We start from the raw sequence: 14,677 nt of genomic DNA on the forward strand, positions 1-14,677 counted from the left end.
GATCAGTGCGCCGGGGGGGCGCTCGACAGTAAATACACGAACATGCCAAAAATGGCAGCGAAATTAGTGATCGGATTGGCGGCAGGATTGGGCGCGGGACTGGCCGCAGGATCGGCGACAGCGGGCGACGCGCCGGCACAGGCGCCGGCATCGGGTGCGGCCGACCCGCGCCTGTGGCTGGAAGACGTGGCCGGCGACAAGCCGCTGGCCTGGGTGCGCGAGCACAACGCGGTGGCCGAGCGCGAACTCGGCGGCGCGGCCCACGAGGCCCTGCGTGCGCGCCTGCAGACCATCCTCGACGCCAAGGAGCGCATTCCCTACGCCAGCAAGCACGGCGACTACCTGTACAACTTCTGGCGCGACGCCCAGCACGTGCGCGGCATCTGGCGCCGCACCACCCTGCTTGAATACCGCAAGGAAGACCCGCACTGGGAAACCGTGATCGACCTCGACGCCCTCGCTCGCAGCGAGAACGAGAACTGGGTCTGGGCCGGCGCCTCCTGCCTCGAGCCGCGCGGCGACCGCTGCCTGGTGTCGCTCTCGCGTGGCGGCGGCGACGCCCAGGTGGTGCGCGAGTTCGACCTGAAGACGCGCGCCTTTGTCGCGAACGGCTTCGCGCTGCCGGAAGCGAAGAGCAGCATCGCCTGGATCGACCAGGACACGGTATTCGTCGGCACCGACTTCGGCAAGGACGCGATGACCACCTCGGGCTATCCGCGCATCGTCAAGGAATGGAAACGCGGCCAGCCCCTGGCCAGCGCGCGCACCGTGTACGAGGCCAGCGCCACCGACTTGTCGGCCTCGGCCAGCCGCGACCTGACACCCGGCTACGAGCGCGACTTCGTCTCGCGCCAGATCGACTTCTATACCTCGGAACTGTTCCTGGTTGATGCCGGCAAACTGGTCAAGGTCGACAAGCCGCTCGACGCGAATGCCTATGCGGTGCGCGACCAGATGCTGGTCGAGCTGCGCTCCGCCTGGACGACCGGCGGGCGCACCTGGCCGCAGGGCAGCCTGCTGGCGATGAACTTCGACCGCTTCATGCGCGGCGAGCGCGATTTCCAGGCGCTGTTCACGCCGAGCGCCACCACCTCGCTCGACGGCGTGGCGGTGACGAAGAACGCGCTGCTGCTGACGGTGCTCGACAAGGTCAAGAACCGCGTGGTCGAGCTGCGCCGCGTCGACAACGCCTGGCAACGCCGCGACGTCGCCGCGCCCGGCATCGGCAGCCTGGGCGTGTCGGCGCTGGATCACATCGAGTCCGACCAGTACTTCCTGACCGTGACCGACTTCCTGAACCCGACCACGCTCTACCTGGGCGAGGCCGGCGCCGATGCGCGCGAGCGCGTGAAGGCCATGCCGGCCTACTTCGACAGCAAACCCTACACGGTGACGCAGCACGAGGCGAAGTCGAAGGACGGCACCCTGGTGCCCTACTTCGTGGTCATGGACCGCAAGGCGAAAATGGACGGCAAGAACCCGACCGTCCTGTACGGCTACGGCGGCTTCGAGGTCTCGCTCAAGCCGTCGTACAGCGGCTTGATCGGCAATGCCTGGCTCGACCAGGGCGGCGTGTACGTGCTGGCGAACATCCGCGGCGGCGGCGAATTCGGCCCGCGCTGGCACCAGGCGGCGCTGAAGGAAAACCGGCAAAAGGCCTACGACGACTTCATCGCCGTGGCCCAGGACCTCATCGCGCGCAAGGTCACCAGCCCGCGCCACCTCGGCATCATGGGCGGCAGCAACGGCGGCCTGCTGGTCGGCGCCACGCTGGTGCAGCGCCCGGACCTGTTCAACGCCGTGGTGTGCCAGGTGCCGCTGCTCGACATGGCGCGCTACCACAAGCTGCTGGCCGGAGCGTCGTGGATGGGAGAGTACGGCGACCCGGACGATCCGAAGCAGTGGGAATACATCTCGAAGTATTCCCCGTACCAGAACGTGTTCAAGGACAAGCACTACCCGCGCGTGCTGTTCACCACCTCGACCCGCGACGACCGCGTGCACCCGGGCCACGCACGCAAGATGGCGGCGCTGATGCAGGAACAGGGGCATGACATCCTGTACTGGGAGAATACCGAGGGCGGGCATGGCGGCGCGGCCAACAATGCGCAGGCGGCGCGCATGTGGGCGTTGACGTATTCGTTCTTGTTGAAGCAGTTGAAGTAATGAAGAAAGCGCCGCTCCCGCGGCGCTTTTTTTGCGTGACGGTGGATATCGTAGGGTGGGCACCCCGTGCCCACGCGGTACGTGCGCCTCCATTTTGCGTTGGCGGCGACGTGTCGCTCGAATCGTTCGACAACGGCCCGCGGCCATCGCATGCCTTGCGGGCGACACCTCCCCGCCGCTGACTGCGGATACGTGCGTACCGCGTGGGCACGGAGTGCCCACCCTACGTTCGTGCTGCGGGCCGCGGTAACGTCATCACGACGCGCATGGCGCCCATCAACTCGCCAGCCGCCGATCGAACAACACCCGGCACGTCGGCTCGATATCCACATACAAGGCAACCGCCGTCTCCACCCCGATCACCAGCGGCGGCCCGAGGCGCTCGGTCACCACGCCGGCCCTGCGCAGCAGCCGCTCGATCGCCGTGGTGGTCACCGTCACGTAGCGCTCGATCCCCTGCTCGTGCCCGTAGCGGATGATCGCGGCGATCGACTCCATCGTGATTTCCGAGAACCCGAAGTGGCTACAGCCCTCGGTTTCGATGGCGAAGCGCGACAGCTCCCAGATGTGCTCGTCGCACGGCGCCGGCTGGCCGTGCAGCAGCTGGGCGAAGGAGTCCTTCAGCATGTAGGGGCCTTCGGTCGGCAGGATGCGCCAGCAGCCGCGCAGCACGCCGCCGCCCGGCTCGCGCATCATCATGTAGTGCGGTTCCAGGGCGTCGTAGCCGTCGATCTCCATACCCGAGAGCACCGGCACTTCCCAGCCGAGCCGGCCCTGGAACACTTTTGCGCGAAGCGTGTGCATTTCCCACAGATCGCGGGATTTGAATTCGCGCCGTGCTGCGATATTGATCTGCAGTGCCATGTTGTTCTCCCTGTGTTGTGAATGAAAAAGTATGCGAAGCGCATAAAGAGTCATGCAATCTGGGCAGCATGGGAACTAGCAGCTCTGCTAGGTGGGCTATGGGGTACGGGAGTGGAATACTGAGGTTTTGCTACCGAACAACCAGGAGACCGCATCATGCCGAACGATTTCGTAAGCGAAACCATGCTGGCCCGCCCGCAGCTGCAGCCAGCCCTGCACCAGCCCCCGCGCCCGGCGCACGTGGACCTGCGCCAGTTCCGCATCAGCAGGCGCGAAAGCCAGGAAAAATTCTGGGGCCGCTTCGGCGTGACCCAGTCGAGCGGCAGCCGCTTCGAGACGGGGCTGGCGATTCCGGCCCCGGTGGCGATCCTGTTGAAGCTCTACGTCAACGGCAAGCTCAACGATGGCGATCTTCAGGGCTGATCAGCCCGAGCGCAATCGCCTTCACCACCGCCTGCTGGCGGGTGTTGACGTTAAATTTCTGGCGCACGTTGGCCAGGTGGAAATTCACGGTCGCCTCGGAACAATTGGTGATCTTTGAAATTTCCCAAGACGATTTGCCCGCCATGACCCAGTTGAGCACTTCCAGCTCACGCCGGGTCAGGCGCGGCACCGGCTCGCTGCCGAGGCCGTTGTTCATGAAGCGGATCGCCGAGGCGAACGCATAATCGCGCACCAGGGTCAGCGTCGGCATGACGTGGTCGATCGAGCGTGTGAAGTCCTGGTTTGCCGGCGCATCCGATGCGAAGCTGAGCACGCCGAATTCGCCGTTCGGCCCGTGCACCGGCAGCGTCACGCCGGTACGAATCCCATAGGCACAGGCTTCCTCATACAGCGCACGCCCCTCTTTCCCGGCAAAGGTGTCGGGTTCCCAGACGATCGGCAGCGTGCTGCTCAGGCAATGGCCGACCGTCGGGTCGACATAGGCCAGGCGCTCGGCATCATAGTGTTCACGCCATGCCGACGAATAATTGCTGCGCAAAAAAGCGCGCTCGAATTGGGCATGGCGCGAGCCGACCATACCATACAGCACCTGATCGAAGCCGAGCTGGCGTGCCAGCCCGAACAGGATCTGGCTCCAGGCGCCGGGATCCTGTATCTCCATCAGCTGCACCAGTTGTGCAGTCTCGACCATGTGTGCTCGCTTCTAACTGAAATGTGAAATCACGATGGTAATCCAATCGCACGCCAGCTTAATTCAAACTGGCAATTTATTAAGCCCCAGCGATGGAATGTGAGAATTCGTGGTCGTTATCCGGCAACACAATTTGTTAAATAAGAGAAATCCGGATACCGTCGGTATTTTTACTCCAAGTAATACGGTCATGTCCAATACTTATTTCAATCGTGCAAGAAGTCGCCCTGCTCTCATGTGATAACGATTTCAGGCGCATCGCTTATATCAGCGATGCATGAAGCATGTTCACCGCAAGCAATCAATCGTGCGCCATGCGTTTGCCGCTTGGGCTAAGCTCCGCGCGCCTGTATAAAAATTATTTCAATCATGCAAGACTTTCCAGTGCGTACTTGACTTGACCCTGCACAAGCGTATCGTTGAATACTTTCTGTTTAACAGTTTCTATACGCTTAACCCAGCGGCTCGACCACATGGCGCGCCTGGCCCGGCACAACCGCCAGCCGCACACAACACCGCACCCACCCCACTTTCCACAACGAGGATTTACCGTCGATGAACACCATGACCGACATGGCTGAACAGCTGGACGTCAAGCTCCTGCTGACGACGCTGATGGCCCTGAAGAAAGGCGACTTTTCGGTACGCATGCCTTCCGACTGGACCGGCGTCTCGGGCAAGATCGCCGACACGCTCAACGACATCATCGAGACCAAGCAGAAGATGGTCGAAACCGTCACGGAAGTATCGCGCGTGGTCGGCCGCGAAGGCCACCTGACCCAGCGCGCCGACGTGCCGGGCGTGGTCGGCGGCTGGAGCACCATCGTCAGCTCGGTCAACACCCTGATCGACGACCTGGTGCGCCCGACCACCGAAATGGCGCGCGTCATCGGCGCCGTGGCGAAAGGCGACCTGTCGCAGACCATGGCGCTCGAAGTCGACGGGCACCCGCTGAAGGGCCAGTACCTGCGCGCGGCGCAAACGGCAAACACCATGGTCGAGCAGCTCTCGTCCTTCTCCTCGGAAGTGACGCGCGTGGCACGCGAAGTGGGTACCGAAGGCAAGCTCGGCGGCCAGGCGCAAGTAAAAGGCGTGGCCGGCACCTGGAAGGACCTCACCGACTCGGTGAACTCGATGGCGGGCAACCTGACCTCGCAGGTGCGTAACATCGCGGAAGTGACGACCGCCGTGGCGAACGGCGACTTGTCGAAGAAAATCACGGTCGACGTGCGCGGCGAAATCCTGCAATTGAAGGACACCATCAACGTCATGGTGGACCAGCTGCGTTCCTTCGCCTCCGAAGTCACGCGTGTGGCGCGCGAGGTCGGCACCGAGGGCAAGCTCGGCGGCCAGGCCTATGTGCCGGGCGTGGGCGGCACCTGGAAGGACTTGACCGACAACGTCAACTTCATGGCCTCGAACCTCACGGGCCAGGTGCGTAACATCGCCACCGTGACCACCGCGGTGGCGAACGGCGACCTGTCCAAGAAGATCACCGTGGACGTGAAGGGCGAGATCCTGGAACTGAAAAACACCATCAACGTGATGGTCGACCAGCTATCCTCGTTCTCGTCGGAAGTCACGCGCGTGGCGCGCGAGGTCGGCACCGAAGGTAAACTCGGCGGCCAGGCGCAGGTGAAGGGCGTGGCCGGCACCTGGAAAGACCTGACCGACTCGGTGAACTCGATGGCCGGTAACCTCACGGGCCAGGTGCGTAACATCGCCGACGTGACCACCGCCGTGGCGAACGGCGACCTCTCGAAAAAGATCACGGTCGACGTCAAGGGCGAGATCTTGGAGCTGAAGAACACCATCAACGTGATGGTCGACCAGTTGAACTCCTTTGCCTCCGAGGTGACCCGGGTGGCGCGCGAAGTCGGCACCGAAGGCCGCCTCGGCGGCCAGGCCAACGTGCCGGGCGTGGCGGGTACCTGGAAAGACTTGACCGACGGCGTGAACTCGATGGCGGGTAACCTGACCGGCCAGGTGCGTAACATCGCGGAGGTGACCACCGCCGTGGCGAACGGCGATCTGTCGAAGAAGATCACGGTCGACGTGAAGGGCGAGATCCTGGAGCTGAAGAACACCATCAACGTGATGGTCGACCAGCTGTCTTCGTTTGCATCCGAGGTCACGCGCGTGGCGCGCGAAGTCGGCACCGAGGGTAAACTCGGCGGCCAGGCTTATGTGCCGGGCGTGGGCGGCACTTGGAAGGACTTGACCGACAACGTCAACTTCATGGCCTCGAACCTGACCGGCCAGGTGCGTAACATCGCGGCGGTGACCACCGCCGTGGCGCGTGGCGACCTCTCGAAAAAGATCACGGTCGACGTCAAGGGCGAGATCCTGGAACTGAAGGACACCATCAACGTCATGGTGGACCAGCTGTCGTCGTTTGCGTCGGAAGTGACGCGGGTGGCGCGCGAGGTCGGCACCGAGGGTAAGCTGGGCGGCCAGGCCAACGTGTCGGGTGTGGCCGGTACCTGGAAGGACTTGACCGAGAACGTCAACCAACTGGCGGCGAACCTGACCAACCAGATGCGCGCGATCGGCGAGGTGGCCACCGCGGTGACGCGCGGTGACTTGTCCCGTTCGATTCAAGTCGAAGCGCGCGGCGAGGTGTCCTACCTGAAGGACAACATCAACGAGATGATCCGCAACCTGAAGGAAACCACGCAGAAGAATGCGCAGCAGGACTGGCTGAAGACCAACCTGGCGCGCTTCACGCGCCTGCTGCAGGGCCAGCGCGACCTCGAGGCGGTGACCAAGCTGATCTTGTCCGAGCTGGCGCCGCTGGTCTCGGCCCACCACGGCGTGTTCTACATGATGGATTCGCAGGACGACGACGCGCGCCTGCGCATGATCGCCTCCTACGGCTACCGTTCCAGCCGCAAGCTGCCGACCTCCTTCCTGCCGGGCGAAGGCCTGGTCGGCCAGTGCGCGCTCGAGAAGACCCGCATCTGGCTGCTCGACGTCCCGCGCGACTACATCGTGGTGTCCTCGGGCCTGGGCTCGGCGCCGCCGAACAACATCGTGGTGCTGCCCATCCTGTTCGAGCAGCAGGTGAAAGCCGTCATCGAGATCGCCTCGCTCGACCGCTTCACCGAAACCCACCTCTCCTTCCTCGACCAGCTGATGGAGTCGATCGGCGTGGTCTTGAACACGATCGAGGCGAACAGCCGGACCGAGTCGCTGCTGACCCAGTCGCAGTCCCTCGCCCAGGAACTCCAGCAGACCAACCAGGAGCTGGCGGAGAAAGCGCGCCTGCTCTCGGAGCAGAACATCGAGGTGGAACGCAAGAACCGCGAGGTGGAACAGGCCAAGCTGGCGCTGGAAGAAAAGGCGACCCAGCTGGCCCTGTCCTCGAAATACAAGTCCGAGTTCCTGGCGAATATGTCGCACGAACTGAGGACGCCCCTGAATTCGCTCCTGATCCTGGCGCAGCAGCTGTCCGACAACCCGGAGGGCAATTTGTCCGGCAAGCAGGTGGAATTCGCGAAGACCATCCACGGCTCGGGCTCCGACCTGCTGACCCTGATTAACGACATCCTCGACCTCTCGAAGATCGAGTCCGGCACCGTCACGCTGGACGTGTCGGAATACCGCTTCTCGAACCTGCGCAATTACGTCGACCGCACCTTCCGCCACATGGCCGAAGCCAAGCACCTCGGCTTCCAGGTCGGCCTGGCGGACAATTTGCCGACCGCCGTGATGACCGACACCACGCGCCTGCAGCAGGTGCTCAAGAACCTGCTCTCGAACGCCTTCAAGTTCACCAGCCATGGCCAGGTGTCGCTCGACATCAGCCTGGTCACCAGCGGCTGGACCGCCGACCACCCGCACCTGCTGCATGCGGATGCGGTGCTGGCCTTCTCGGTCAGCGACACCGGCGTCGGTATCCCGCAGGACAAGCTGCAGCTGATCTTCGAAGCCTTCCAGCAGGCCGACGGCTCGACCGCCCGCAAATACGGCGGCACGGGCCTGGGCCTGTCGATCTCGCGCGAACTGGCGCGCCTGCTGGGCGGCGAGATCCGCGTCGAGTCGACCGTCAACGCCGGCTCCACCTTCACCCTCTACCTGCCGTACAACCGCGCCGGCTTCATCAACTACGAAGCCACCACGCGCCAGCCGCAGCAGGCACGCCTGGCGCCGCCGGCCCTGCCGGCCGCACGCAGCGCACCGCTGGCCTACGGCACCCCGGAAACCGAGGGCGGCACCATCGCTACCATCGAAGTACCGGCGCCGGGCGGCGGCCTGGTCGAATACGCCTCGATGCTCGACGACCGCGCCCTGATCGCCCCGGGCGACCCGTCGGTGCTGATCGTCGAGGACGACGACCGCTTCGCCAAGGTGGTGCTGGAATACGCACGCGAGAAAAACTTCAAGGCGATCGTCACCCACCGCGGCGACTCGGCCCTGTCGCTCGCGCGCGACTACCTGCCGTCGGCGATCCTGCTCGACATCGACCTGCCCGACATCGACGGCTTCACGGTGCTGGACCGCCTGAAGCGCGACCCGAGCACGCGCCACATCCCGGTGCACGTGATGTCGTCCCTGCGCGAACGCGAGCGCGCGCTGCGCCAGGGCGCCATCTCTTACCTGAACAAGCCGGTCGAGCGCGAGGCGCTGCAGGAAGAATTCACGCGCATCCAGAAGTTCCTGATGGGCGGCAAGCGCTCGCTGCTGGTGGTGGAAGACGACATGGCCCAGCGCGAAGCGATCGTGTCGCTGATCGGCGACGCCGACCTGCGCATCGTCACCGCCGTCGACGGCAAGTCGGCCCTCGAAGCCCTGGGCGCTTCGCACTTCGACTGTATGGTGCTGGACCTGACCCTGCCCGACATCTCCGGCTTCGACCTGCTCGACCAGATCGGCAAGCAGCCCGAATTGCGCGACCTGCCGATCGTGATCTACACGGCCCAGGAGCTGAACCGCAAGGAAGTCACCAAGCTCAAGAAGTATGCGAAGACCATCGTCATCAAGGATGCGCGCTCGCCGGAACGCCTGCTCGACGAAACTGCGCTGTTCCTGCACCGCTCGCACGCTTCGCTGCCCGAGCTGCAGCGCAAGATGCTGGAAGATATCCACGCCCAGGACGGCGGCCTGGCCGGACGCAAGGTCCTGATCGTCGACGACGATTTGCGCAACATCTTCGCCCTGTCGTCGCTGCTGGAGCGCCAGCAGATGCAGGTGTCGTTCGCCGAGAACGGCCGCGACGGCATCGAGGTGCTGGAAAAGGACCCGAGCATCGAGATCGTCCTGATGGACATCATGATGCCGGAGATGGACGGCTACGACACGATGCGCGCGATCCGGCGTATCCCGAAATTCAAGTCGCTGCCGATCATCACCCTGACCGCGAAAGCGATGAAGGGCGATCGCGACAAGTGCATCGCCGCCGGCGCCTCGGACTACATCACCAAGCCGGTCGACGTGGCCCAGCTGCTGTCGCTGATGCGGGTGTGGCTGCATTGAGCACACCGGTATCTTCCGCTGCCTGCGGCGCCGGGTCGACGATCGACCCGGCGCTCGAGGCGCTGGAAATCGCGCTGCTGCTGGAGGCGCTGCACGCGCGCCACGGCGACGATTTCCGTGACCATGACCGCGCGCTGGTGCGGCGCAGGCTGCTCGGCGTCATGGCCGAGCGCGGCCTGGTTACGGTATCGGGCCTGCAGGAGCGCGTGCTGCACGAACCCGGCGCCGCGGCCGCCGTGCTGCGCGCGCTGGCGGTGCAGCACAGCGCCCTGTTCGACGACCCGCCGCGTGCCAGGGAGGCGCGTGAGGTGCTGGGAAAGTCGTTGTGCTCGGCCCCGGTGCCGAAGGTATGGCTGGCCGAGTGCGCCGGCGCGGGCCAGGCCTGGACGCTGGCGATCCTGTTGTGCGAGGAAGGGGTGCTGGCGCGCACCGAGATCTTTGCCACGGTCGCCAACGAGGAGCTGCTCGCCGAGATGCGCGCGGCCTCGCTTGACGCCGCCACCCTGCCCGCGCTGCAGCAACAGTACCGGCATGGCGGCGGCGCCGGACAGGTGGCCGATTATTTCGAGGTGCGCGACGGCCGCGCGGTCCTGCTGCCGCACCTGCGCGCGCGTATTACCTGGGCCAGCTACAGCCTGGCGACCGACGCCTCGTGCAACGAGTTCCAGGCCATCGTCTGCTGCCGCGACCCGCGCGACTTCGGCCCCGCCCTGCGCCAGCGCGTGCTGCGCCTGTTTCACGATAGCCTGGCGCGTTTCGGGGTATTGGGAATCGGTGGCGAACTAAGGGCCGGCGACGCGATCACGGCGGCCTACCAGCCTGTCAGGGGCTATCCGGCCTGGTACAAGCGGGTGGCGTGATGGCGGGTGGTGTCATGCGGGAAGGACAGGCCGCACCGGCTGGCGCGGCCCGGAAAACTGCTTAGCCGACCAGGCGGATCGTCATCGGATAGCGATAGGTCTCGCCGTTGCTGGCTTTCACCGCGGCCAGGATGCAGAGGATCAGGTTAGCCAGGATCACGATCCACAGCAGGAAGATGCCGATCAGGACGAACGAGAGGATGAAGCAGACGACATAGGCGATCACCAGCGTGATCTGGAAGTTCAGGGCCTCGCGCGCATTCGCCGTCGTGAACTCGTCGCCGCTGCCCTTCTTGATCAGGTACACGACCAGCGGCGCCAGCCAGCTGAAGAAGATCGCGCCGATGTGCACCAGGATGGCGAGCGTCTTGTCGCCGGTTTGCGTCGTCGCGACGGGGGTGTGTTCCATTCTGCTTCTCCTCGATAGGTAGTGGTGTGGTTCACCAGGCCAGGCCGGATGATCCGGGCCATTATACGTACGATTGCAAAACGGAAACTATCGAATTATCACCGCCGGCTGACTATCTCGCCGGCTGCGCATGCCACCCCTTACTTCGACGCCTGCGCACTCGGCCGCGCCGCGATGCGGTCGCGCCAGGCCTGCAGCTGGGTCATGCCTTCCTCGCCCGGCCGGAATCTCAATAGCCCGCGCCCGAACTCGAGGGCGCAGAAGGCCGTGATGTCGGCAACCGTGAAGCGGTCTCCCGCCACGTACTCCTGGCGCGCCAGCAATTGGTCAAGCCAGCGCGCGGTGATGCGCATCTTGTCGCCCTGGGCCACGCCGTAGTCCGCGAACTGGGGCTGTTCCAGCACCGCCAGGGCCGGGTGGGTATGGCGCGCGGCGCTGGCCGTTTCCAGCAGCAGGTGCAGTTCCATGCGGCGGTCCGCCATCTCGATGAAGGCGCGCTCCTCGAAGTCCGCGCCCATCAGGTTCGGCTCCGGATGCAGGCCTTCGAGGTAGGTGCAGATCGCGCGCGCTTCGCTCAGCACGCGGCCGTCGTCGAATTCCAGCGCCGGCACCCGGCCCAGGGGATTCTTGCCCAGGTAGGCCTCGCTGCGGTGCTCGCCCTTCATCAGGTCGACCATCACGGTGTCAATGCCGGTGATGCCCTTCTCGGCGATGAACATGCTCACGCGGCGCGGATTCGGCGCATGGCTGCTGATATACAGTTTCATGGGTCTCCTTGTTTGATTGTTGACTGCCTGGCCAGATCATAGCGCAAGCCTGTGCCTACGGCGCAGCGAAGTTGATGGATTGACACCTTCCTGCTTTCGGGCCAAGATGCCCGCGCACGGCCGCCTTCCGCCGCCGGCTCCACGACGAAAGACCTCATGTACCGCAGCCTGATTTCCCTCGCCGTCGCCCTGGCCCTTGCCGGCGGCGCGGCCGCCTCCGCCCCCGCCCCCGCCTTTGCCGCACCTGCACCAGCACCCGCATCCGCCAGCGCCGCCAACACGACCACCCAGCTTCCGCGCGGCGTGCGTCCGCTGCACTACGACATCGCGCTCGTGCCGGACGCCCAGGCGTCGCGCTTCACGGCCCGGGTGGCGATCGACCTCGAGGTCGCGGCGGCGACGTCCAGCATCACCCTGAACGCGGCCGACCTGGCCTTCGCCGGCGCTACGTTGACTGCGAAAAACGGCGCTCCACAGCCCGCCCGCATCGCCGTCGACGAAGAAGCCCAGACCGCGACCTTCCGCTTCGCCAAGCCGCTGGCGAAAGGCCGCTACCGCCTGGCCATCGACTACAGCGGCGTGGTCGGCACTCAGGCTGCCGGCCTGTTTTCCCTGGACTACGACGGCGAGGCCGGCAAGCGGCGCGCCCTGTTCACCCAGTTCGAGAACTCGGACGCGCGGCGCATGGTGCCGTCCTGGGACGAGCCGGCCTACAAGGCCAGCTTCGCACTGGAAGCGACGGTGCCGGCCGGCGAGATGGCGGTCAGTAACATGCCGGTGACGTCCACCACCACCTTGCCCGACGGCCGCGTGCGCGTGCGTTTCGCCGACTCGCCGAAGATGTCGACCTACCTGCTGTTCTTCGCCCTGGGCGACTTCGAGCGCGCCACCGCCAGCGTGGACGGCACCGAGCTGGGCGTGGTCACGCGCCGCGGCGCGCTGCCGCAGGCCGCCTTTGCGCTGGACGCCTCGAAGGCGATCCTGCGCGAGTACAACGATTACTTCGGCATGCGCTATCCGCTGCCGAAACTCGACAACGTGGCCGGCCCGGGCCGCAGCCAGTTCTTTTCCGCGATGGAAAACTGGGGCGCCGTGCTCACCTTCGAATACGCGCTGCTGCTCGACCCGAAGATCTCGACCCAGTCCGACAAGCAGGAAATCTTCATCACCGCCGCCCACGAAATGGCGCACCAGTGGTTCGGCGACCTGGTCACCATGGCCTGGTGGGACGACCTCTGGCTGAACGAGGGCTTCGCCTCGTGGATGGAAAGCCGCACCACGGCGCGCCTGCACCCGGAATGGAACACGGCCCTGAACGCAGTGGGCGTGCGCGACGGCGCGATGGTGCGCGATTCGGTCGCCACCACGCACCCGGTGGTGCAGCACGTCGAAACCGTGGAGCAGGCCAGCCAGGCCTTTGACGAGATCACCTATTCGAAGGGCGAAGCCGTGATCCGCATGCTGGAAGCCTATGTCGGCGAGGATGCCTGGCGCCGCGGCGTACGCAGCTACATGCGCGAGCACGCCTACGGCAACACGGTCTCGAACGACTTGTGGCGGCAAATCGAGCGCGCCGCCGCCAAGCCGGTGACGGCCATCGCCCACGACTTCACGCTGCAGCCGGGCGTGCCGCTGATCCGCGTGGCCGACCCGGTGTGCAAGGACGGGCGCAGCACCGTGGCGCTGGTCCAGGGCGAGTTCTCACGCGACCAGCCGGCGCGCAAGCCGCTGTCCTGGCGCGTGCCGGTGATCGCGCAGATCGCGGGCGGCGCCGCGAAAGGGCGCACCCTGGTCGCCGGCGGCAAGGGCAGCGTCAGCCTGCCCGGCTGCGGCGCCGTGGTCGTGAACGCGGGCCAGAGCGGCTACTACCGCACCCTGTACGCGCCGAAGTCCTTCGCGCAGCTGGCCGGCGCCTTTGCCGGCCTGGCGCCGATCGACCAGCTCGGCCTGCTGGCCGACAGCTGGGCGCTCGGCATGGCCGGGCTGCAGCCGGCATCGAGCTTCCTCGACCTGGCCCAGGCCACGCCGCCCGGCGCCGACCCGCAGGTCTGGGGCCGCATCGCCGCGACCTTTGCCGCGATCCACGCCCAGTATGCGGGAGACCCCGCCGGCCAGAAGCGCTTCGACGCCTATGCCCTGGCGCGCCTGGCGCCGGTGATGGCGGACATCGGCTGGAACGCGGTTGCAAACGAGGCCACGCCGCGCACCAACCTGCGCGCCCAACTGATCGAGGTGCTCGGCCACCTGGGCGACCCGGCCACCCTGCGCGAGGCGCGCCGCCGCTACGCCGCCATGGCGAGCGACCCGCAGGCCGTGCCTGCCGCGCTCAGGAAAAGCATCCTGGCGGTCGTGGCCGCGCATGCCGACGCCCCGACCTGGGACGGGTTGCGCGCCGCCGCCCGCGCCGAAGCCTCGCCGCTGGTGCGCGACACCATGTACGGCTTGCTGGCCACCGCCAACGATCCGGCCCTGGCGGCACGCGCGCTGGCGCTGGCCATCACCGGCGAGCCGGGCGAGACGATTGGGGCGGAGATGATCTCGACCGTGGCCGAGACCCACCCGGACCTGGCCTTCGACTTCGCGCTGGCCAACATGGCCGCCGTGAACGAGCGCATCGACGCCAGCTCGCGCAGCCGCTTCTTCCCGGCGCTGGCGCGGGGCTCGTCGGATCCGGAGATGGTGGGCAAGGTGCGCAGGTATGCCGAGGCGAACCTGGCGCCGGAAGCCCGGCGCGACGCGGAGACGGCGGTTGCGGCCATCCAGGACAGGTTGAAGGTGCGCGGGGAGCGGGTGCCGGAGATCGATGGGTGGTTGAAGCGCAAGGGGATGTAAGGTTGGCGTTCGGGGGCAGTGGCCGCGGGGTTGTTCGCGGCGTCGCTTGTGACGTTCGTGGCGCTGTTGCGTGAGGCATGATTGGTACGCATGATCCGCGTGGGCACAGAGTGCCCACCGTGTTAGAGCAAAGTTGTAATGTCCGCTTCTAGCAAAGTTGAAATGTCCA

Annotated in this window: 9 protein-coding genes; 5 read left to right on the top strand and 4 right to left on the bottom strand. The window is 65.6% G+C overall.

Translation table 11 applies throughout. The features are described from left to right. The first annotated feature begins 51 nt into the window (after window positions 1–51). Window positions 52–2,166 (top strand): prolyl oligopeptidase family protein, encoded by a 2,115-nt coding sequence (locus tag LK540_RS08250; protein ID WP_229436694.1) that lies wholly within the window; start codon window positions 52–54, stop codon window positions 2,164–2,166. 276 nt (window positions 2,167–2,442) lie between these two features. Here the strand turns inward: LK540_RS08250 and LK540_RS08255 are convergent, their stop codons facing one another. After that, complete coding sequence (locus LK540_RS08255; RefSeq protein ID WP_229436695.1) at window positions 2,443–3,030, bottom strand: acyl-homoserine-lactone synthase; 588 nt, start codon at window positions 3,028–3,030, stop codon at window positions 2,443–2,445. Window positions 3,031–3,186: 156 nt separating this feature from the next. On the opposite strand from LK540_RS08255, the gene LK540_RS08260 reads away from it, so the two are divergent. Continuing rightward, on the top strand, window positions 3,187–3,453 hold the full coding sequence (locus LK540_RS08260) for a helix-turn-helix transcriptional regulator (protein ID WP_229436696.1): 267 nt from the start codon (window positions 3,187–3,189) through the stop codon (window positions 3,451–3,453). Here LK540_RS08260 and LK540_RS08265 read toward each other — a convergent pair. Next, window positions 3,428–4,135: a LuxR family transcriptional regulator gene (locus LK540_RS08265; RefSeq protein WP_229437128.1), complete on the bottom strand. Its 708-nt coding sequence runs from the start codon at window positions 4,133–4,135 to the stop codon at window positions 3,428–3,430. The two genes, LK540_RS08260 and LK540_RS08265, sit on opposite strands and share 26 nt — an antisense overlap. A 585-nt stretch (window positions 4,136–4,720) precedes the next feature. Here LK540_RS08265 and LK540_RS08270 point away from each other — a divergent pair. Together LK540_RS08270 and LK540_RS08275 are read left to right on the top strand one after the other, a co-directional pair. After that, on the top strand, window positions 4,721–9,640 hold the full coding sequence (locus tag LK540_RS08270; protein WP_229436697.1) for a response regulator: 4,920 nt from the start codon (window positions 4,721–4,723) through the stop codon (window positions 9,638–9,640). Continuing rightward, entirely contained in the window at window positions 9,628–10,500 is an 873-nt protein-coding gene (locus tag LK540_RS08275) for a CheR family methyltransferase (protein ID WP_374041340.1), read from the top strand. The genes LK540_RS08270 and LK540_RS08275 overlap by 13 nt, the downstream gene beginning before the upstream one ends. Before the next feature lie 61 nt (window positions 10,501–10,561). Here LK540_RS08275 and LK540_RS08280 read toward each other — a convergent pair whose 3' ends face one another. Beyond that, entirely contained in the window at window positions 10,562–10,909 is a 348-nt protein-coding gene (locus LK540_RS08280; protein ID WP_229436700.1) for a DUF4870 domain-containing protein, read from the bottom strand. Between the two features lie 140 nt (window positions 10,910–11,049). After that, a complete protein-coding gene (locus LK540_RS08285; protein ID WP_229436701.1) occupies window positions 11,050–11,676 on the bottom strand; it encodes a glutathione S-transferase family protein in 627 nt (208 codons plus the stop codon). Between the two features lie 156 nt (window positions 11,677–11,832). Between LK540_RS08285 and LK540_RS08290 the strand changes: the two genes are divergently transcribed. Then, a complete protein-coding gene (locus tag LK540_RS08290; RefSeq protein ID WP_229436703.1) occupies window positions 11,833–14,508 on the top strand; it encodes a M1 family metallopeptidase in 2,676 nt (891 codons plus the stop codon). Window positions 14,509–14,677 lie beyond the last annotated feature (169 nt).

This window comes from Massilia sp. IC2-278 (genome assembly GCF_020708045.1).
In the GTDB taxonomy this organism is placed as follows: domain Bacteria; phylum Pseudomonadota; class Gammaproteobacteria; order Burkholderiales; family Burkholderiaceae_D; genus Telluria.